The 18810-nt window shown below is 64.7% G+C and carries 17 protein-coding genes; 7 read left to right on the forward strand and 10 right to left on the reverse strand.

Going from position 1 to position 18810, the window contains the following annotated elements:
• Window positions 1-905: 905 nt before the first annotated feature.
• From RTK35_RS11610 to RTK35_RS11630, 5 genes are all read right to left on the reverse strand, one after another.
• On the reverse strand, window positions 906-1844 hold the full coding sequence (locus RTK35_RS11610; protein WP_316908054.1) for a hypothetical protein: 939 nt from the start codon (window positions 1842-1844) through the stop codon (window positions 906-908).
• Window positions 1844-4666, reverse strand: coding sequence for a hypothetical protein (locus RTK35_RS11615; protein ID WP_316908055.1), 2823 nt, complete (start codon window positions 4664-4666; stop codon window positions 1844-1846). The genes RTK35_RS11610 and RTK35_RS11615 overlap by 1 nt, the downstream gene beginning before the upstream one ends.
• A 35-nt stretch (window positions 4667-4701) precedes the next feature.
• Window positions 4702-6822, reverse strand: coding sequence for a type VI secretion system tip protein TssI/VgrG (gene tssI / locus RTK35_RS11620; RefSeq protein ID WP_316908056.1), 2121 nt, complete (start codon window positions 6820-6822; stop codon window positions 4702-4704).
• Between the two features lie 159 nt (window positions 6823-6981).
• Window positions 6982-7500 (reverse strand): zinc-ribbon domain and TM2 domain-containing protein, encoded by a 519-nt coding sequence (locus tag RTK35_RS11625; protein WP_316908057.1) that lies wholly within the window; start codon window positions 7498-7500, stop codon window positions 6982-6984.
• A 94-nt stretch (window positions 7501-7594) separates the two neighbouring features.
• Entirely contained in the window at window positions 7595-8515 is a 921-nt protein-coding gene (locus RTK35_RS11630) for a histone deacetylase (RefSeq protein WP_044410613.1), read from the reverse strand.
• A 65-nt stretch (window positions 8516-8580) separates the two neighbouring features.
• Here RTK35_RS11630 and RTK35_RS11635 point away from each other — a divergent pair, with 65 nt between their 5' ends.
• The 3 genes from RTK35_RS11635 (at window position 8581) to RTK35_RS11645 (ending at window position 10837) form a co-directional block, all read left to right on the forward strand.
• Complete coding sequence (locus tag RTK35_RS11635) at window positions 8581-9141, forward strand: GNAT family N-acetyltransferase (RefSeq protein WP_316908058.1); 561 nt, start codon at window positions 8581-8583, stop codon at window positions 9139-9141.
• Window positions 9142-9341: 200 nt separating this feature from the next.
• The gene (gene tesB, locus RTK35_RS11640; protein WP_074973104.1) at window positions 9342-10211 is read left to right on the forward strand and encodes an acyl-CoA thioesterase II; all 870 of its coding nucleotides are present in this window, start codon (window positions 9342-9344) and stop codon (window positions 10209-10211) included.
• Window positions 10208-10837, forward strand: a complete 630-nt coding sequence (locus RTK35_RS11645) for an HAD family hydrolase (RefSeq protein ID WP_269082612.1) — start codon at window positions 10208-10210, stop codon at window positions 10835-10837. The genes tesB and RTK35_RS11645 overlap by 4 nt, the downstream gene beginning before the upstream one ends.
• A gap of 7 nt (window positions 10838-10844) precedes the next feature.
• On the opposite strand, the gene RTK35_RS11650 is transcribed toward RTK35_RS11645, so the two are convergent.
• The 4 genes from RTK35_RS11650 to RTK35_RS11665 all read right to left on the reverse strand — a co-directional run bounded on the left by RTK35_RS11650 (window position 10845) and on the right by RTK35_RS11665 (window position 13636).
• Window positions 10845-11699 (reverse strand): neutral zinc metallopeptidase, encoded by an 855-nt coding sequence (locus tag RTK35_RS11650; RefSeq protein WP_316908059.1) that lies wholly within the window; start codon window positions 11697-11699, stop codon window positions 10845-10847.
• A 66-nt stretch (window positions 11700-11765) separates the two neighbouring features.
• Window positions 11766-12623, reverse strand: a complete 858-nt coding sequence (locus RTK35_RS11655; RefSeq protein ID WP_316908060.1) for a PhzF family phenazine biosynthesis protein — start codon at window positions 12621-12623, stop codon at window positions 11766-11768.
• 76 nt (window positions 12624-12699) lie between these two features.
• Window positions 12700-13134: a DUF411 domain-containing protein gene (locus RTK35_RS11660; protein WP_236214786.1), complete on the reverse strand. Its 435-nt coding sequence runs from the start codon at window positions 13132-13134 to the stop codon at window positions 12700-12702.
• 82 nt (window positions 13135-13216) lie between these two features.
• Window positions 13217-13636 (reverse strand): DUF4136 domain-containing protein, encoded by a 420-nt coding sequence (locus RTK35_RS11665; RefSeq protein WP_316908061.1) that lies wholly within the window; start codon window positions 13634-13636, stop codon window positions 13217-13219.
• A gap of 137 nt (window positions 13637-13773) precedes the next feature.
• Between RTK35_RS11665 and RTK35_RS11670 the strand changes: the two genes are divergently transcribed.
• The 4 genes from RTK35_RS11670 to ilvA all read left to right on the forward strand — a co-directional run bounded on the left by RTK35_RS11670 (window position 13774) and on the right by ilvA (window position 17345).
• Window positions 13774-14289 carry a DUF4345 domain-containing protein gene (locus RTK35_RS11670; protein ID WP_316908062.1) on the forward strand — a complete coding sequence of 172 codons (516 nt, stop codon included), beginning with the start codon at window positions 13774-13776 and terminating at the stop codon, window positions 14287-14289.
• A 93-nt stretch (window positions 14290-14382) separates the two neighbouring features.
• Window positions 14383-15204: an HDOD domain-containing protein gene (locus RTK35_RS11675; RefSeq protein WP_044410589.1), complete on the forward strand. Its 822-nt coding sequence runs from the start codon at window positions 14383-14385 to the stop codon at window positions 15202-15204.
• 201 nt (window positions 15205-15405) lie between these two features.
• Window positions 15406-15822 (forward strand): YybH family protein, encoded by a 417-nt coding sequence (locus tag RTK35_RS11680; protein WP_316908063.1) that lies wholly within the window; start codon window positions 15406-15408, stop codon window positions 15820-15822.
• A gap of 8 nt (window positions 15823-15830) precedes the next feature.
• Window positions 15831-17345: a threonine ammonia-lyase, biosynthetic gene (ilvA, locus tag RTK35_RS11685; protein ID WP_316908253.1), complete on the forward strand. Its 1515-nt coding sequence runs from the start codon at window positions 15831-15833 to the stop codon at window positions 17343-17345.
• A 350-nt stretch (window positions 17346-17695) separates the two neighbouring features.
• Here the strand turns inward: ilvA and trmA are convergent, their stop codons facing one another.
• The gene (gene trmA / locus RTK35_RS11690; RefSeq protein ID WP_182851772.1) at window positions 17696-18790 is read right to left on the reverse strand and encodes a tRNA (uridine(54)-C5)-methyltransferase TrmA; all 1095 of its coding nucleotides are present in this window, start codon (window positions 18788-18790) and stop codon (window positions 17696-17698) included.
• Between the last annotated feature and the right edge of the window lie 20 nt (window positions 18791-18810).

Genomic DNA, 18810 nt, shown 5'->3' on the forward strand with positions numbered 1-18810 from the left:
GAGGTCGGCCCATCTTCTGTTCCGGGGCAACCAGATCCTTGATCAACTCCCAGCCCGCATCTGGGAGTTCGTAGCGCCTTGCCATGTGAGCCTCCAGCCAATCATGGTGGCGATTCTACCTGCACCGACTTTTCGTACAGAACCTAGTTGAGATATAACGCGGCACAAAGAGATCGCTCAGAAAACCGGTGTAGAGATTACTTATTCGATCCGCGAACCCTTGGCTGCGCGCTGCAAGCGGATGAACGCACCTGAAAATATCAGCTCCCTGCAACCACCTATAGCTACTATCTAATATGACTAAAGAATTCTTGGTTATTTATCTTGGTTCGCAAGATATTTTTTGATTTCTCCTGCTGTCTTTAGTTTGAAGGAGGTCTGCTCTCCTTCTTGATAGCCATCTAGGCCGCTCATGTTTGGGTTTAACTCTATTTCTTTGTTTGCGATAAGTCCGGATTTGGTCTTTTTATAGGCAAAAATCTGGTAGAGCTTTCCATATGTCCCAATCCCGCGACTATTAATTTCCCACGAAATAATTGTAATGGCATTTTTTCATTGTGTATGTTGTGGAAGAATAGTGTCTCAACTGATGGTGGGGAGCCAGCTATATAGTATCTGTCGATAACTGTTTCTTTTTCACATTTTCCAAATTTCATTTTTGAGGTAATTAGATAAATAGGTTCGTTTGGGGCTTTGGAATCGGAGAAATATATATCTGAATCGTTATTAAGTTGGTTTTTGAATGGTCCATGCACTATGTTGTTCCTGTACTTACATAAGACGGTATCTGAAAGTGCTTCTGTTGAAAAAATAAATGATATAGGGAGGAGTAAGAGTCGGAGCATTCTAGGTCTCATGTAGGATGTTGAGGTAATGCATTAATCTGAACTTTAAAAAGTTGTAGCTTATTTGGTTTTGCAGTCAGCTCTTCTTTTTGCGCGTAGGGGGATTTTTTCTGATCTTCCAGTGTTCTCCATGTCTTCTATGTATTCGTGATAGAAGTGACATGCGGTGTCTTTCATGTCTAACTCCCAATAGCCATCAGCAAGATTTATTTTGGTGACTATTCGATCAGGGAATTTTTGGTGGATTTTTTCCAAAAGCATTGTCGAGAGTACAGTGTTGCCGGCTTCTTGCATGTAAAAGGCGTAATTGTTCAGGAGCTCTACGTTTTGAGTTTTCAGGGCGGTACTTAGTTCGTAGACAAAATCCGGTGGGATGGGTTTTCTGTTGTCTTCGTCTGTTTTTGATGCTGTCTTGTAGAATAAGGAGTCTTTTTTTTCTAAGGTTAGTGCTTTTTTTAAGAGTGCTATGTCTTCATCTATCGCTGCCGCCTGTTGTTGTTTGCCCTGTGCTTGATAGGTGGGGGCTTTTTCTTTGAAGTCCGACAGCAAAACACAACACTGAATGCGCTGAACGTGAAAATTGGTAGGGAATTTCTTTTCTTTAGGGATTGGTACTTGCTTCAGTGCATAAGTTTCATCTCGATAAGGCTCATCCCAAGATGACTCTTTGATAAGAATCCAGTTATCTAACTGATTGTGCCAGCGAAATGTATAGGTTCTTTGCTCTATGGCCTTTGGTGAATAGAAATCTAATGGAATTACTATCTCTCCTGGAAAGTAGCCGGGAGCTATTCCGGCGGATATCATGTCAAATACACCAGAGATTTCTTTGCCATTTCCTAGTGATATTTTTAGTAAGTTTTTTCCGTCATGCTCCTCTAAGGGAGTTATGGTGTAAGAGTCGCATATGGTGTCTTGGTTGAAGTCGTAAGTGCAGGTTTTTGCTATTGCGTGAGTTGCTAAAATGGAAAATATAGATGTGGTTATAAATTTGTACATTATTGATTTCTCAAGATTTCTATGCGTTGTTCAGCGTGCTCTTTTGCCTGCAGTGCTCTTCGTGTGGGACTGTAATATTTAGTGGTTGTGTCATCTCTTACACTTTGCGTAGTGTCGTATATTTCTATATATCTTGAGTAGCCAAGAATTGCCTGGATTTTATCTTTGGTCTTTCCAGCAGTGCTTGATCCAGGGTCGCTCCAAAGCCCCCATGCGAAAGAAGGCTTTGCTTTATTGTATGCTTCGCTATCTTCTAGTTTGTAGGAGCCGCTTATGTTTAATTTTGTGCAGTTGTGTATTTTAAGCTCATCAATTGCTGAGTTAACTAGCGAAAGTCTATGGTTGTAGCCATTAAATCCACCATTAATTAGGTAGGTTAGATAAATAAAATCATCTTTGTCTGAGAATCTATGAAGCTTCCTGAATTCACTCCAGAACCATCCAGTTGAAAGTACGCAATGCGGTGCTTGGGCCATTTTCAAATAGTGAGGGTGGCCGATAAAGTTTTCGCCTATATAATTTCCGTATTCGCGATAATTTGTCTCTCCTGTTATTTGCAGTAATCCCCTTCCGATGTACGGGTGATAGGCCGGTAACGGTGAGCCTGGGTTAAGCCCTTCGGTCAAAAAATTCATATTTCCACTTTCGTGTAATATTTGTGCAAGTGTATGGGCTCGGCTTATGCAATGGTCAAATTTAAATACCTCAAACATCTCATTGATCGGATCAATATAGAGGTTGATGTTAGTTGTAGATGCTTGAGGAGAGATTGCGCGAAGTTGTGCTTTTGTTAATTTATTTTTACATTTGCAACTACTGTTGGAGTGGCTGGTTAGTAAAGCCAAAGCATGAAAATGCCACGCCTTCCCATCCTCACTAATCCCATGCTTGCCCGCTAACGTGGCCCACCAACAGAGTGCCTCGATGCGTTCCTTCTCACCTGCCCAATTGAGATTCGGATCAATACCCGGGAGATGCCCCATCAGGGGATCCAGTTCGTCCCATTTATCGGGTTTCCAGTACCACTCGCTTTCATAGTGAGTCACCAATTGTGCGATGGATTGGGCGTGCCAGGGTTTTGCCAGGGCGGGGCCTATTTCCTGGGCGGTCAGCAGGCCCTTGGCACCGCCGGGGCGAATGATGTCGTACAGGCGCGCCTTGATCGGGCCCTGGTCTTCCTGGCTGACCAGGGCGCGGTAGTTGGCGCTTTCCTCGTTGGTCAGCCGGCGCCAGGCTTCGTAGAAGTAGGTGGCTTTGCCAACGGGACTGCCGGTTTCCTGGATGAAGTCGTAGCCCTCCCACTCCCAGGGGCTGTGGCGGGTGGTGATGAGGTCCTGCTCGGCCAGCCAGCCGCTGATGGGGTTGCCGTCGTTGTCGGCGAGCAGGTTGTCCAGCCGCCACCAACGGGTCGTTGTGGGCGTGGCACTGCTGGGTAAGGTGGTGTTCTCTTGCAGCTTGCTGTCGGCTGGGAGTCCGTCCAGCAGGCTTTGCGGGATGATCAGGTCGACGCCCACGGTCGTTCCTGCATCGCTGATCTTCGGGGGATTGCTGGCGTTGATGTCGTCGCGGTGGGGGATAAGTTTGCTCGCATTCTTGTGGACCTTGAGCAAGGTCCTCTGCTCATCGGGAAGGCCGGCAGCCCAGGCTTGGCTTTTGGCGATGAAGGCGGGTACGTCTTCGCAGCTGAACACTTCCAGGTGCAGCAGCCGTTGTGGACTGCGGTCGTTTTCGTTCTGGTAGTGGCCCAGATGCCCGATCAGTTCGCCAGCCTTGATCGGGTGGGGCGTTGGCAGGACGTACACCTTGTTCGGCTCGGGCGCCGAGCGCGTGCTTTCAAGCGAGCCGAGATGCACGAAGCCCTGGATGTTCCCTGCGCTGTCGGGCGAGAGGGGGGCTATGTCCTTGCCATCCACGATCTCTTTCAGCTTGCAGTAGGTTCCCGTGGAGGACTCCAGGCGGAATGTCGCACCCAGGGGCAGTACGCCGACGATGGGGTCATCACGGCGACCGTTGCCGTTCTTGCGTACGTTGAGCCCTTTTTCCGGCGCCAAGGTGGGCTCCAGGTCGTTGGCCCGTTCGCCGACCAGGAAGATGCCGGCCTCGGCTGTCTGCTCCATCTCCCCGGGGAAGACCCACATGTTCTCCGTGATCGCCACGGCGGGCAGGGTGCGGCCCTCCACGACCGCCAGGAGCCTGTACCACCCACTGTGGATGGGGTGGGCGTCGCCGACCCTGACCTTGCTGCCTTTGGGGATCAGCGCGACGACCCGGCCGGTGCGTGGCTCGGCCCTGATGCGCAGCCCCTTTACGGGGTCCGTGGCCTTGTCCGCCTTCACCTTGTAGAGGGTTTCCCCCAGGAAGGCTGGAGGGTTTGGGGCGTTTGTGCCGGTGTAGCCCTCCCAGTTCAGCAGGTGCATGTAGAGGCTGAAGAAGGTCAGGGACGGCGGCGGTTCGGGGGCCGTGCCGGCTGCTGTCGGTTTTGCCGGTGCTTCCAGGTGATGCTTGACCAGCACGAAGCTTCGGGAAAAGACCGCATTGAAGGATGCGCCAGCGGAGGTGAAGTACTGGCTTTCGGGGTGGCGCGTGTCGATCCGGTAGGCGATCACTTCGCCGTCGGCGATGCAGCACGCCTGGGATTGATCGAATACCGCTTCGGTCTCGCCATCGAAGTGAACCCCACCGTGCCATTGGCCGTTCGCGCCGACCGGGTAGTAGCCGCCACTTGCCTGGGCCATTGCCGTCAGGTGCTGGATGGGATCGAGTTTCCCGGCCTTGGGCTTGAAGGGGAAACTCCAGTTCTTGACCTTCGTTGTGTCGCTCATTTCTACCGATCCTTGAGTCATTGCGTCCTGAGCGCTCAGCTCGAGAAGTTGAACATCCGTTTTGGCTGCTGGGGCTCTGTGGGTGTGTTCTGCAGGGCTTTCTCCAGCTCACTGCCTGCCTTGGCTCGATCTGCCTTGCCCGGCAGCACCGGCGGCTTGATGCCGATACCCGAGCCCTTGCCCGGCGCCCCGCCGGCGTTGAGCTTGGCCAGCGGGCCGCTGACGGTGATGCCACCGGGGTCGAGCTTGATGAAGCTGCCGCCGGCCTGGAGGGTCAGTTCCATGCCGGCTTCGATCACCAGCTTCTGCCCGGCCTTGAGGTGGATTTCCTGCCCGGCTTCCACGAGCCGGTTGCTGCCGATGCGGATGTGCTGCTCGTTCCCGATGGTGAGGTGGTCATCCAGCTTCAGTTCGGTCTTACGGTCCTTGTGCAGGGTGTGGTGCTGCTCGCCGAGGAATTCGCTGTAGACGCTGCCTTCGACGCGGTCGTGGCGCTGGTTCCCGACGCGGATCTTCTGGTCGTGTTCGATGTTCTCGTCCCAGTCGCGCTGGGCGTGGATGTAGATCTGTTCCTGGCCCTTGCGGTCTTCGATGCGCAGTTCGTTGTAGCCCCCGCCGCCGGGGCTGCTGTCGGTCTTGAGCAGGGTGCGGGTCTTGTTGGCGGGCAGTTCGTAGGGCGGCTGGTGGACGCCGTGGTAGAGGCAGCCGGTGACGAGGGGTTGGTCGGGGTCGCCTTCGAGGAAGGTGACGAGGACCTCCATGCCGATGCGGGGGATGGCGATGGCGCCGTAGGCGTTGCCGGCCCAGCTGCTGGCGACGCGGAGCCAGCAGCTGGTGTGTTCGTCGGCCTGGCCTTCGCGGTCCCAGTGGAACTGGACCTTGATGCGGCCGTGGCGGTCGCAGTGGATTTCTTCGCCTTTTGGGCCGGTGACGATGGCGGTCTGGCTGCCGAGGATGCGCGGTTTGGGGTGGTTGAGGTCGGGCCGGGCGGGGACGTCCCAGGGGATGGCCTGGAAGCGGTTGCGGTAGCCCTGTTTGAAGTCGCTGTCGGGTGAGGCGGGTTCGCTGGCGGTGGGCAGTGAGACGCCGAGGGCTTTTTGCGCGGCGCCGAGCAGGGCGCCCTTGGCGCTTTTCACCATGCCGTCGATGGAGGCGAACTCTTCCAGCACCTGGGGTTGCTTGCCTTCGTGGTGGAGGGCGGTGATCAGCCAGAGGTCGTTCCATTCCGGTTTGGGGTGGTCGGAGAGGCTGAGGAGGTGACCGCTGACCAGGCGCGGTTCGTCGCTGTCGCCGTCGGCGAGGCGGTAGTCGCGGCGGTGGCGTTCCTGGGCCTGGCGGGCGAGGCGGCGGCCACGATCGCGCTCGGTGAAGCGGCCGGGGTAGTCGTAGTCTTCGAGGTCGGGTTGAGAGAGGTCGTCCTGGGGGGTGTGGGCGGCTTCCATCAGCAGCCTGGGCTTTTCGAAGAAGTAGTCGCGGCGGGTGACCCGCAGGGTGCGGGCTTCCATCCGCAGGCCGAAGCGTTTGATGACGGGTTCGTCGGCGACCTGGCCGGTGTTGGCGAGGTAGGCGACGGGGCGGCCGAGCTTGGGGAAGGCGCTGGCGTCTTCGCCGAAGACCAGCAGGTGGCTGTCGCTCTGGTGTTCGAAGTGGAAGTGCAGGCCCTCTTCTTCGCAGAGGCGGCTGATGAAGTGCAGGTCGCTTTCGTCGTACTGGGTGCAGTAGTCCCGGGGCGGCGGTGCCTTGGGGCCGAGGCGGAAGCTGTAGGCGTCGGCGAGGATGCCGTGGTCTTCGAGGACCTGGCCGATGATCTGCGGGACGTTGAGGTGCTGGAAGATGCGCTGGTTGTGGCGCAGGGCGAGGTAGGCGAGGCGCGGGACGAGGGCCAGGTGGTAGTGGGTGAGGCGGTTGCCGATCTCGCCGACGGCGATGCCGAAGACCTGCCCGTGGACGCCACGGCCGTCGGGGGTGAAGGCGAGGAAGGCGGGTTTGTGCAGGAGGCTTTCGAGGTCGAGGCGGCTGCGCTCGCTGACCAGTTCGATGTCGAAACGGAAGGGCTGGTTGAGGGCTTCGTGCCCGGTGAAGGCGAGGACCTTGAAGTCAGGGGTGGCGCCTTCGATGTCGAGGCTGAAGTGCGCCTGGTTGGCCGGGTTGAACATGCGGGGCTCCGTCCATTGGAACTGGGAGGACGGAGCCTGCCGGGTTGGGCAAGGGCGATTCCATCAGGCGCTTCCGATAGTCACGCGGGAAAACGAGCCAACGCGTTGTTGGCGCTCACACAGGCGCCAATCCCCACGCTGTGGGTGGCGCCTGGTGGTTTAGCGCTGCTGCAACTGAGGTTCGGTCTGGGGTTGGGCGTGTTGCTGTTCGAGGCGTGCGGCCTGGGCGGCCTTGGCCCGCTGGACGTACTGCTGGTAGGCCGGGATGGCGATGGCGGCGAGGATGCCGACCAGGAAGATCATCACGAAGCCGCCGGCCAGGCCGACCAGCCAGGCACTGCCTTTGGTGTGCCCGTATTTGGCGTTCCAGGTCCGGTCACTGGTGCAGAAGAACACGAAGGCTTCGATCAACGAGATCAGGCTCGGGATGCCGGTGCCCCAGAACAGCATGTAGAACAGGCCCCACCACTGGCCGAGGTAGAAGCGATGGAAGCCCAGGCCGCCGAGGAGCAGGGCGAGGACGCCAGCGCTGATCTTGCTCTTGCCGTTCAGGTTCTGGTCGGCGTTGCAGTGTGGGCAGGTGGGTGCAGTCGAGGCGATGGCGGTACCACAGTTGCGGCAGAACACGCTTTCCACTTCGAGGTTGGCGCTGGGCGCCTGGTAGGGCTGGGCTTCCATGAGGACGTCCTTGTGTTGGGGTGGGCGACTCTAGCACTGGCCCAGAACGGCTGCTAGCACATGGCCATGGCCACCCGGACGGGTGCCCAGGACCCTATGCGAGGCCCTCGCTCCGCCACACCCGCGCGGCGCTGTGGTGCAGGATGCCGTGGCGGCGGGCGAGGGCGGCGCGGTCCTTGTCGTAGCCGCCGCCGATCACCCCCACCACCGGGATGTCGCGGCCCAGGCAGTGGCGCATCACCGCTTCGTCGCGCCGGGCCAGGCCCGCGTCGGTGAGCTGGAGGTAGCCCAGGGCGTCGTCCTTGTGCACGTCGACGCCGGCGTCGTAGATCACCAGGTCCGGCTGGTAGAGCGGCAGCAGGTAGTTCAGCGCGTCGTCCACCACCTGCAGGTAGCCGTCGTCGGCCAGGCCCATGGGCAGGGGGATGTCCCAGTCGCTCTCGGCCTTGCGTGCGGGGAAGTTCTTTTCGCAGTGCAGCGAGACGGTGATGGCCTCCGGGGTGTCGGCCAGGATGCGGGCGGTGCCGTCGCCCTGGTGCACGTCGCAGTCGAAGATCAGCACCCGGCCGACACGCCCGGCCTCCAGCAGGTAGCGGCTGATCACCGCCAGGTCGTTGAAGATGCAGAAGCCCGAGGGGAAGTCGTAGTGGGCGTGGTGGGTGCCGCCGGCCAGGTGGCAGGCCAGGCCATGTTCCAGGGCCAGTTCCGCCGCCAGCAGCGAGCCGCCCACCGCGCGCACGGTGCGCCGGGCCAGGGCTTCGCTCCAGGGCAGGCCGAGGCGGCGCTGGTCCTCCCGGGCCAGCTCGCCCTGCAGGTAGCGGGCGATGTAGTCCGGGCAATGGGCCAGGGCCAGCACCTCCGGCGGGCACAGGGCCGGGCGGTGCAGGGTGGCGTCGGTGGCGATGCCGCTGGCCACCAGGTGCTGGTACAGCAGGCGGAACTTCTCCATGGGGAAGCGGTGTTCCGGCGGGAAGGGCGGGCTGTAGTCGTCGTGGTAGACCAGCGGCAGGTCCATCGGCGGGTTCTCGTGGCGGGGCGCGGCCGTATGATAGGCGCCTTTGCCCCGGCCCGAGAAAGCCCATGCCCGCCCCCGAGTTGCTGACACCCCGGCTGCGCCTGCGCCCCTGGCGCGACGATGACGCACCGGCCTTTGCCGCACTGAACGCCGACCCGGCAGTGATGCGCCATTTCCCCGCCTGCCTGGACCGCACGGAAAGCGACGCCCTGGCCGCGCGCCTGGGCGAGCACGTCGAGGCCCACGGCTTCGGCCACTGGGTGGTGGAGCAGCGCAGCGATGGCGCCTTCGTCGGCATGCTGGCGTTGCTGCACGTGGGCTTCGAGGCGCCCTTCACCCCGGCGGTGGAGATCGGCTGGCGCCTGCTGCCGCGCTTCTGGGGCCAGGGGCTGGCCGGCGAGGCGGCAGACGCGGTGCTGGACTTCGCCTTCGCCACCCTGGGGCTGGAGGAGGTGGTGGCCTTCACCGTGCCGGCCAACCAGCCGTCCTGGACGCTCATGCAGCGGCTGGGCATGCGCCGCGACGAGGCGGGGGAATTCGAGCACCCGCGCCTGCCGGAGGGTCACCCCCTGAGGCGCCACGTGCTGTACCGCATCGGCCAGGCGGACTGGGCGGCGCGACGCTGAGGGCGGGCGTGCCGCCGGTCGCTTCTTTGGGCCTTGCACGGGGCACCCGCTGAAATGGCGTGAACATCCCCGATGTTTTCGCTCAACCCGGAGCGGCCGAACCTTTATCATTTGCCCCCGGCCGCGCTGCTCGGCCCACCCCGAACGATGAAGACCGCCGCACGGCCGATGCGGCGGCGTGCCTTGCTGAGGAGAACCCCATGACCCAGGTGCTCGACGAACTGGTCGCCCTGCTGAGCCTCGAATCCATCGAGGAGAACCTGTTCCGTGGCGTCAGCCAGGACCTCGGCTTCCGCCAGCTGTTCGGCGGCCAGGTGCTGGGCCAGTCGCTGTCGGCGGCGAGCCAGACGGTGGAGCCGGAGCGCCATGTGCACTCGCTGCATGGCTACTTCCTGCGCCCCGGCGACGCCAGCCTGCCGGTGGTCTACTCGGTGGAGCGGGTGCGCGACGGCGGCAGCTTCAGCACCCGCCGGGTCACGGCGATCCAGAAGGGCCAGCAGATCTTCACCTGCAGTGCGTCCTTCCAGCAGGACGAGGGCGGCTTCGAACACCAGATCACCATGCCCGACGTACCGGGCCCGGAGAACCTGCCGAGCGAGCTGGAGCTGACCAAGCGCAATGCCCACCTGCTGTCCGAGCGGGTACGTGACAAGTTCCTCTGCGCCAAGCCCATCGAGATCCGCCCGGTCAGCGCCAACAACCCCTACGACCCCAAGCCCGGCGAGCCGGTCAAGCACGTCTGGTTCCGCGCCGATGGCTCGCTGCCGGACATCGCCGCGTTGCACAAGTACATCCTCGCCTACGCCTCGGACTTCGGCCTGCTGACCACCGCCATGCTGCCCCACGGGGTTTCGGTGTGGCAGAAGTTCATGCAGGTGGCCAGCCTCGACCACGCGCTGTGGTTCCACCGCGACCTGCGCGCCGACGACTGGCTGCTCTACGCCATGGACAGCCCCTGGTCCGGCAATTCCCGCGGGTTCTCCCGTGGCAGCATCTTCAACCGCGCCGGGCAGCTGGTGGCCTCGGTGGCCCAGGAAGGCCTGACCCGCCTGCGCGAGGACTGGAAGTGAACGCCCGCCAGGCGCGGCCGCTGGCCAGCTACCGGCACTGGGTGTTCGACATGGACGGCACCCTGACGGTGGCCGTGCATGACTTCGCCGCCATCCGCCGGGCGCTGGACATCCCCCCGGAGGACGACATCCTCCATCACCTGGCCGCCCTGCCAGAGGCCGAGTCCCGCGCCAAGCACGCCTGGCTGCTGGAGCACGAGCGCGAACTGGCCCTGGCCTCGCGCCCGGCCACCGGCGCGGTTCCGCTGGTGCGGGCCCTGCATGAGCAGGGCGTGCGCCTCGGCATCCTCACCCGCAATGCCCGTGAGCTGGCGCTGCTGACCCTGCAGGCCATCGGCCTGGATGACTGCTTCGCCCACGCCGACATCCTCGGCCGCGACGAGGCACCGCCCAAGCCCCACCCGGGCGGGCTGCTGCACCTGGCCGAGCAGTGGACGGTGGCACCGGAGGAACTGGTGATGGTGGGGGACTACCGCTTCGACCTGGACTGCGGCCGCGCGGCCGGTGCCGCCACGGTGCTGGTCAACCTGCCGGAGAACCCCTGGCCGGAACTGGCCGACTGGCACCTGCCCGATTGCGTGGCGATGCTCGACCTGTTGCGGGCCGAGGCGCTTCCCGCGCGCTGATCAGGCCCTAGAGGCGCTGTGCCGCGAAGGTGTCGCAGCGCTTCACCTGGCCGCTCTCGAAACCGACCGTGAACCAGCGCACCCGCTGCGCCGAGGTGCCGTGGGTGAAGGCATCGGGGCGGACCTGGCCCCGCGCTTGGCGTTGCAGGCGGTCGTCACCGATGGCGCTGGCGGCGTTGAGGGCTTCCTCGACATCACCTGGCTCCAGCCATTGCAGGCGCTTCTGCGCGTGGTGCGCCCAGACCCCGGCCAGGCAGTCGGCTTGCAGTTCCTGGCGTACCAGCAAGCCATTCGCGCCTTCCAGCCGTGCGCCCCGGCGGCGCGCCTCGTCGAGGCGGGCGGTCAGGCCCAGCACGGTCTGCACGTGGTGGCCCACCTCGTGGGCGATGACGTAGGCCTGGGCGAAGTCGCCGGCGGCGGAGAAGCGCTGGCTCATCTCGCGGAAGAAATCCAGGTCCAGGTACACCTGGCGATCACCGGGGCAATAGAACGGGCCCACCGCCGAACTGGCGTGGCCGCAGGCGGACTCCACCGCGCCGCTGAACAGCACCAGACGCGGCTCCGGGTAGCTGCGTCCGGCCTGCTGGAACAATGCTTGCCAGGTGTCCTCGGTGTCGCCGAGCACGGCGCGGACGAACTCCACCTCCTGCTCGTCGCCCACCGGTGCACCGCTGTGGGGCGGCGCGGTAGCCACCGAGGCCTGGCGCGCCACCTGGTCGAGGATGGTCAGCGGGTCTTCCCCCAGCAGCAGGCCGACCACCACCACCAGGGCCAGCCCGCCGAGGCCCAGGCCCTTGCCGGGCAGGCCACTGCGGCGGGCGTCCACCAGGTTGTCGCTGCGTCTTGCGCGTTCCCAACGCATCGTTGCCTCCGCTGCCGTCAAACGGCCAAGTCTTGTCGCCCGGCGCCGTGAACGCCAGGTCGGTCGTCAGGCCAGCGTTTCGGGAGTCGGCAGCAGGGTGGCGCGGGCCAGCAGATGCACGCCGCCGCCGACATGCACGTGGCCGTCGGCCTCGACGCGAACTTCCAGGCGGCTGGGGCGCTGCAGGAAGCGCCCCTGGGCGAGGGCGAAGGGCTCGCCCCGAGGCGCCAGGCCGCGCTCCACCAGCCAGGCGGCGACCGGGCCGGCGGCGCTGCCGGTGGCGATGTCTTCCACCAGGCCGGCCGGGTCCCAGGTTCGGCCTTCGCGGGCGTCCACGTCGATGAGGAACACGAAGGCCGCGCCGATGGCCTCCAGGTCGTCGTCCAGCAGGCGCTGCTGGCGGGCGTTGGCGAGGCCGGCGGCGGTCACTGGCAGCAGCAGGTAGGGCAGGCCGGTGCTGACCACCCGGGGCGGATGGCGGCGGTCCCACTGGCTGCTGAAGGCAGCGGCGAAGGCGTCGGCGGCCGTCGCGTCCAGTTCCTGGCCGAACCGGGCCGGGCCCTGGTCCATCTCAGCGTGGTAGCCGCCGCCGGCCTGGCGGCGGGTCGTCAGTGGCACGTCGCGTTCGCCCAGGCGCAGGCGCCAGGTGGCGCTGTCGGTGCGGGCATGCAGGTGGTGGAGCAGGGCGGCGGCGCCGAGGAGCGGGTGGCCGGCGAAGGGCAGTTCTTCTTCGAGGGTGAAGATGCGCGCGGAGAACAGGTCGGCCTCGGCGCTGGGCGCGAGGAAGATCGACTCGAACTGCCGCAGCTCCCGGGTCAGTGCCTGCATCGCCTCGCCGGAAAGCCCCCTCGCGTCGGCGAACACCGCCAGCCCGTTGCCGGCCAGCACCCGTTCGGCGAATACATCGACCTGCCAGTACTCCATTTTTCCTGCTCCTGAAGTGCAGACGGCCGCTCCAAGTACATCTCTAGGAGGGGCCGCCATTGTGGATAAGTGGCGATCAGTGTGCCGGATATTCCGCCAGCACGCTCTCGCGGCCCTGGCTGTCGAGGCCGACCACCTGGTAGGCGTCCTGGCGGTCGCCCATCTCCATGCCCGGGGAGCCGATGGGCATGCCGGGCACGGCAGCGCCGATCAGGTCGGCGCGCTCGCGCAGGCGCAGCACGTCGCGGGCGGGCACGTGGCCCTCGACGAACTTGCCGTCGATCACGGCGGTGTGGCACGAGCCCAGGCGGTGGGGCACGCCGAGGCGCTCCTTGACCGCGGCCATGTCGTTTTCCACGTGGTCGTTGACCTGCAGGCCGTTGTCCCGCAGGTGGCTGATCCAGGCCTTGCAGCAGCCGCAGTTGGGATCGCGGTAGACGTCCAGGGTGACCGGATCGGCGGCCTGGGCGAACAGCGGGGCAACGAGCAGGGGGAGCAGGTAGAGGCGCATGGGAGTTCTCCTGGCGGAAATCGGCGGAGCTTAGCGCCATGCGGGCCGTGGCGCGCGCCAAGGCTGTTACCGGATGTGCCGTTCAGCCCACGCGCCGGAGGGGGAAGTCCTGCAGCAGCAGGGCGATGGCCCGGTCCAGGTCGGTCTGCGCCAGGTTGTCCAGGGGCTGGCCGGCGCGGGCCTCGTAGAGCAGCCGCTCGTCGAAGCCGTCGAACACCCGCAGGCTGAAGCCGTCACCCTCCTGCGGCCCCGGCAGGCCGTAGCACAGCGCCAGGTCGCCTTCCTGCTCGCGGTAGCGGTAGCCCTTGGCATCCATGGCCTTGTGCACGGCGTTGTCCAGGCGCCGGCCGAAGGCGGCCTGTTCCGGGGCCAGGCTGCCGCGCACGCTGAAGGTTGCCGGGGCTGCCGCCGGGGGCGTGTCGCCACCGCCTTCTGCCGTGGGGGCGAGGCTGGCCCCGAGCAGCATGGCGAGCAACGGCAGGCTCTGGCGCGGGGGCAGCATGGGTGTCTCCTCGGGTGGCTGGACTGTCCGCAGCCTAGTCCCGGCCCGTCTGTCCCGGCACCGTCCGATGGGTTGGCCGAACGATTCGGCGGGGGCCGGGTCTGTTGCTCATTCCGTTACCGCAAGAGGACAAGGCGATGCGGCTGGCCCGCGTGATCCTGGTGATCCAGGTGCTGGTATTCGCCGGCTTCGGGCTGGCGTACTGGTTCCGTCCCTACGAGATGGCCAACCTCAACGGCATGCTGCTGATGGAGATGGCCTCGGTGAGCAACGTGCGCGTCTACTACGGCGGCCTGCAGATCGGCCTGGCGCTGTTCCTGCTGTGGGCATTGCGCGAGCGTGAGCGGGTGCGCGCCGCATTGGTGCTGCTGGTGCTGATACAGGGCTGCCTGGCCCTGGCGCGCCTGGGGGCGTTGTGGCTGGACGATGCGGCGCTGCCTGCGTTCGATTTCAACGGCCTGGCCTACAAGCTCGCCAGCGCCCTGCTGGCGGCGTTCGCCCTGTCGCGCCTCGCCCGGCCCCCGCTGGCGGACTTGCCGACGAACGGCGATCTGGACGACGACCCGGTGCCGCCGCCGCGCCGGGGTGAAGGCCGCGACACACCGGCGCAGGGGCTCCCGGAAATGGCGCCCGGCACGCCTGGAGAGCGCTGAACAGAGCCTACCGGGCGACTTTTCCGGTTCACCGGGCAGGCCTCGGAAAACTGCCTATCCTTTGGCTTACACGCCGATGAGTGAGGTGCTCCCATGGATATAGAAACGCTGTTCGCCCAGCTCCACACCCTGCCCAGCATCCCCAAGGTGGCGCAGGACCTGATCCAGCAATTCGACAACCCCACGTCCAGCCTCGACGCCGTGGCGCGCAACATCCAGCTGGACCCGGTGATCGCCGCCAAGGTGCTGCGCCTGGCCAACTCCGCCCGGTTTCGCGGCGCCCGCGAGTCGACCAGCGTCGAGGACGCGGCCATGCGCCTGGGCTTCAACACCCTGCGCACCCTGGTCATGGCCTCGGCCGTCACCGGCGCGTTCAAGGCACCCACCAGCTTCGACCTCAAGGGCTTCTGGCTGCACAGCTTCCAGGTGGCCAGCATCAGCCGCCTGCTGGCCAAGCAGCGCGGGCTCGACCCGGACACCGCCTTCACCTGCGGGATGATGCATGACATCGGCGAACTGCTGATCCAGACCGGTGCGCCGGAATTCGCCGAGCGCTTCAACAGCGGCAAGGGCGGCGCTACCGGGCGGGCCGCCAACGAGACGCTGCAACTGGGCTTCGGCTACCCCGAGGTCGGTGCCGAGCTGGCGCGCCGCTGGCAACTGCCGGTGGTGATCCAGCAGGCCATCGCCTACCAGGCCCGCCCCATGCAGGCCCCGGCGGAGGCCCAGCTGTCCCGCGTGCTGGCCCAGGCGGTGCTGGTCAGCGAAGCCCTGCAGGCCCATGGCGGTGCCACCGACGAGGCGCGCGCATCGCTGGACGGACCGTTGATGGAGGGGGTGGACCTGGTGGCGCTGTTCAACGCGTTGCCAGCCGTGCTGGAGGCGGACAAGGCGTTCGCCGAACTGCTGGGGTGAACACACGCATGCCGGTGCTTGACGCCGTGGGGGCGGCTGGAATAGTTTCCAAACCCATGAACCCGAACACCTCGATGCCGCGCCAGCAGATTATCACCGCCATTCCGATCATGGCGGGTTAGCGATCATCGACCGGAAACCCGCCCTAGAGGCGGGTTTCTTCTTTCTGTCTCCAGGGTCCCAGCCAAGCCAGGAGACAGCATGAACCCTTCCCCCCTCGTCGAGGCCGTGCAACGGGCCGACCACCTGATCAACAGCGGGCGCTTCGATGCGCTGATGGACTTCTACACCGACGACGCCGTGCTGGTGGTGCGGCCGGGGCTGGAGGTCCAGGGGCGCGAGCGCATCCGCCATGCCTTCGACGGCATCGCCGCGCACTTCCAGCACAGCCTCTGGGTGACCCAGCGTGACCTGCAGGTGATGGAGACCACGGACACGGCGCTGGTGCTGGGCCGCGCGCGCATCCAGTGGCGGGCCACCGATGGCTTCCTCTCCTTCGTCGAGCGCAAGGCCACCTACGTGTTCCGCAAGGAGCCGGACGGCGCCTGGCGCTGCGCGGTGGACAACTCCTACGGCACCGCCCTGCTGGACGGCACCGCGCCGGAGGTGACCCCATGAGCGAGGCCCTGCTCAAGCACTACGTGCAGAAGATCCTCCGCGCGCCGGTCTACGACGTCGCCATCGAGACGCCCCTGCAGCCGGCCCCGCGTCTTGCCGAGCGGCTCGGCAACCGGGTGCTGCTCAAGCGCGAGGACCTGCAGCCGGTCTACTCCTTCAAGATCCGTGGCGCCTACAACCGCCTCGTCCAGCTGGAGCCGGAGGCGCGGGCGCGCGGGGTGATCGCCGCCTCCGCCGGCAACCACGCCCAGGGCCTGGCCCTGGCGGCCCGCGAGCTGGGCATCGAGGCCACCATCGTGATGCCGCGCACCACGCCGGAACTGAAGGTCCAGGGCGTGCTGGCCCGGGGCGGCAAGGTGGTGCTGCACGGCGATGCCTTCCCGGAGGCCCTGGCCCATGCCTGGACGCGCGTGCAGGCCGAGGGGCTGACCTTCATCCCGCCCTACGACGACCCCGAGGTGATCGCCGGGCAGGGCACCGTGGCCATGGAGATCCTGCGCCAGCAGCCCGGCCAGCTCGACGCCATCTTCGTGCCGGTGGGCGGTGGTGGGCTGATCGCCGGCATCGCCGCCTACGTGAAGTACCTGCGGCCCGAGGTGAAGGTGATCGGCGTCGAACCGGACGATTCCAACTGCCTGCAGGCCGCCCTGGCGGCGGGCGAGCGGGTGGTGCTGGAGCAGGTGGGGCTGTTCGCCGACGGCGTGGCGGTGGCGCAGATCGGCGCGCACAACTTCGAGGTGTGCCGCGAGTACGTGGACGAAGTGATCACCGTCAGCACCGACGAGATCTGCGCGGCGATCAAGGACATCTACGACGACACCCGCTCCATCACCGAGCCCTCCGGCGCCCTGGCCGTGGCCGGGATCAAGCGCTACGTCGAGCGCGAGGGCGTGACGGGGCAGGTGCTGGTGGCCATCGACTCCGGCGCCAACGTCAACTTCGACCGCCTGCGCCACGTAGCCGAGCGTGCGGAGCTGGGCGAGCAGCGCGAGGCGATCATCGCCGTCACCATCCCCGAGCGGCCGGGCAGCTTCCGCGCCTTCTGCGAAGCGCTGGGCAAGCGGCAGATCACCGAATTCAGCTACCGCTACGACGACGGCGACCAGGCCCGGTTGTTCGTCGGCGTGCAGACCCACCCGCTCAACGACCCGCGCCAGGCATTGGTGGAAGGGCTGCGGCAGCAGGGCTTCCCGGTGCTGGACCTGACCGACAACGAACTGGCCAAGCTGCACATCCGCCATATGGTCGGTGGCCGTGCCGTGGGCGCGCAGGACGAGCGCCTGCTGCGCTTCGAATTCCCCGAGCGCCCCGGTGCGCTGTTCAACTTCCTCGACAAGCTGGGCGGGCGCTGGAACATCAGCCTGTTCCACTACCGCAACCACGGCGCCGCCGACGGCCGCGTGCTGGCGGGGCTGCAGGTGCCGGAGGAACAGATGCACCAACTGCCCGCCGCCCTGGATGCCATCGGCTACCCCTGGTGGGACGAAAGCGACAACCCCGCCTACCGCCTGTTCGCCCGTTGACTCTCGGCCCGCACCGCAGGGTGGGCCGGGCGGCGTTCCGCTTCAGCCCGGCCGGAGCGGCAGCGGGCTCGATCCCGGACGGGGGGCGTCGCTTTTTACGTTGCACGGCAAGGGCCAAGGTGCTGGCCGTGGAGCTTTTCGCGAATGAATTCGCTCCCACCAGGTCTGGCCGGCGTACTACGCGGCGTGTGGGAGCGGTTTCAACCGCGATGGCGCTTGCAGCCGTAGCCCGGACTTCAGTCCGGGTTTGCCGGGGGTTCGGCCCCGGGCTGAAGCCCGGGCTACGGTGCTGCGCGCATAGGGTGGGCCGGGCGGCGTTCCGCTTCAGCCCACCGCTTGGCGCTTCGGTCTCAGCGGCGCACCAGCAGCACGCCGGATTCCATGTGGTGGGTGTAGGGGAACTGGTCGAACAGGGCGCAGCGCTCGATGCGGTGGGTGTCGTGCAGCTGGGCGATGTTGGCGGCCAGGGTCTCCGGGTTGCAGGAGATGTAGAGGATGCGCTCGAAGCGGCGGGTCAGTTCGCAGGTGTCCGGGTCCATGCCGGCGCGGGGCGGGTCGACGAACACGGTGCCGAACGCGTAGCCCTTGAGGTCGATGCCGGCCAGGCGGCGGAAGGGCCGCACTTCATTGAGGGCCTCGGTCAGCTCCTCGGCGGAGAGGCGCACCAGGGTCACGTTGTCCACGCCGTTGTCGGCGAGGTTGGCCAGGGCGGCGTTGACCGACGTCTTGCTGATCTCGGTGGCCAGCACCTGGCGGGCGCGGGTGGCCAGGGGCAGGGTGAAGTTGCCGTTGCCGCAGTACAGCTCCAGCAGGTCGTCCTGGCGCTCGCCCATGGCCTCGAAGGCCCAGGCCAGCATCTTCTGGCACACCTCGCCGTTGGGCTGGGTGAAGGCGCCTTCAGGCTGGCGGTAGCGGAAGGCGCGGCCGGCGACGGTCAGCTCCTCTTCCACGTAGTCGCGGCCGATGACGATGCGCTTGCCCTTGGAACGGCCCACCAGGCTCACGCCCAGGTCGGCGGCGAGCGTCTCGGCCTCGGCCTTCCAGGCATCGTCCAGGGGACGGTGGTAGCAGAGGGTGATCAGCGCGTCGCCCGACAGGGTGGTGAGGAACTCCACCTGGAACAGCTTGAACGACAGCACCTGGCTCGCCTGCCAGCCGGCCTTCAGGCGCGGCATCAGCTCGTTGATGCGGCGGCTGGCGATGGGGAAGTCCTCGATCAGCACCGGGGTGAACTTGTCGCCGGCCTCGAACATCGCGTAGTGGCGGTTCTCGTTGCCGGTCTCGCGCCACAGGCGGAACTCGGCGCGCAGGCGGTAGTGCTCCCGGGGCGAGTCGAACACCGCCGGTTCCGGCGCATCGAAGGGCGCCAGCAGGGCCTTGAGGCGCTCGGTCTTCTCGGCAAGCTGGGCGGCATAGGTGGACGGGTCGAACTGCGGGCGGCTCATGGGGCATTCACTCTGGGGAT

Source organism: Pseudomonas sp. zfem003 (genome assembly GCF_032621675.1).
GTDB classification, from domain to species: domain Bacteria; phylum Pseudomonadota; class Gammaproteobacteria; order Pseudomonadales; family Pseudomonadaceae; genus Metapseudomonas; species Metapseudomonas otitidis.

Coding starts and splice junctions, on each gene's coding strand:
- RTK35_RS11635 (WP_316908058.1), top strand. CDS start 8,581: ATGCCCGCCCCCGAGTTGCTGACACCCCGGCTGCGCCTGCGCCCCTGG.
- tesB (WP_074973104.1), top strand. CDS start 9,342: ATGACCCAGGTGCTCGACGAACTGGTCGCCCTGCTGAGCCTCGAATCC.
- RTK35_RS11625 (WP_316908057.1), bottom strand. CDS start 7,500: ATGGAAGCCCAGCCCTACCAGGCGCCCAGCGCCAACCTCGAAGTGGAA.
- RTK35_RS11680 (WP_316908063.1), top strand. CDS start 15,406: ATGAACCCTTCCCCCCTCGTCGAGGCCGTGCAACGGGCCGACCACCTG.
- RTK35_RS11665 (WP_316908061.1), bottom strand. CDS start 13,636: ATGCTGCCCCCGCGCCAGAGCCTGCCGTTGCTCGCCATGCTGCTCGGG.
- RTK35_RS11660 (WP_236214786.1), bottom strand. CDS start 13,134: ATGCGCCTCTACCTGCTCCCCCTGCTCGTTGCCCCGCTGTTCGCCCAG.
- RTK35_RS11615 (WP_316908055.1), bottom strand. CDS start 4,666: ATGAGCGACACAACGAAGGTCAAGAACTGGAGTTTCCCCTTCAAGCCC.
- RTK35_RS11670 (WP_316908062.1), top strand. CDS start 13,774: ATGCGGCTGGCCCGCGTGATCCTGGTGATCCAGGTGCTGGTATTCGCC.
- trmA (WP_182851772.1), bottom strand. CDS start 18,790: ATGAGCCGCCCGCAGTTCGACCCGTCCACCTATGCCGCCCAGCTTGCC.
- RTK35_RS11610 (WP_316908054.1), bottom strand. CDS start 1,844: ATGTACAAATTTATAACCACATCTATATTTTCCATTTTAGCAACTCAC.
- RTK35_RS11655 (WP_316908060.1), bottom strand. CDS start 12,623: ATGGAGTACTGGCAGGTCGATGTATTCGCCGAACGGGTGCTGGCCGGC.
- RTK35_RS11630 (WP_044410613.1), bottom strand. CDS start 8,515: ATGGACCTGCCGCTGGTCTACCACGACGACTACAGCCCGCCCTTCCCG.
- RTK35_RS11675 (WP_044410589.1), top strand. CDS start 14,383: ATGGATATAGAAACGCTGTTCGCCCAGCTCCACACCCTGCCCAGCATC.
- tssI (WP_316908056.1), bottom strand. CDS start 6,822: ATGTTCAACCCGGCCAACCAGGCGCACTTCAGCCTCGACATCGAAGGC.
- RTK35_RS11650 (WP_316908059.1), bottom strand. CDS start 11,699: ATGCGTTGGGAACGCGCAAGACGCAGCGACAACCTGGTGGACGCCCGC.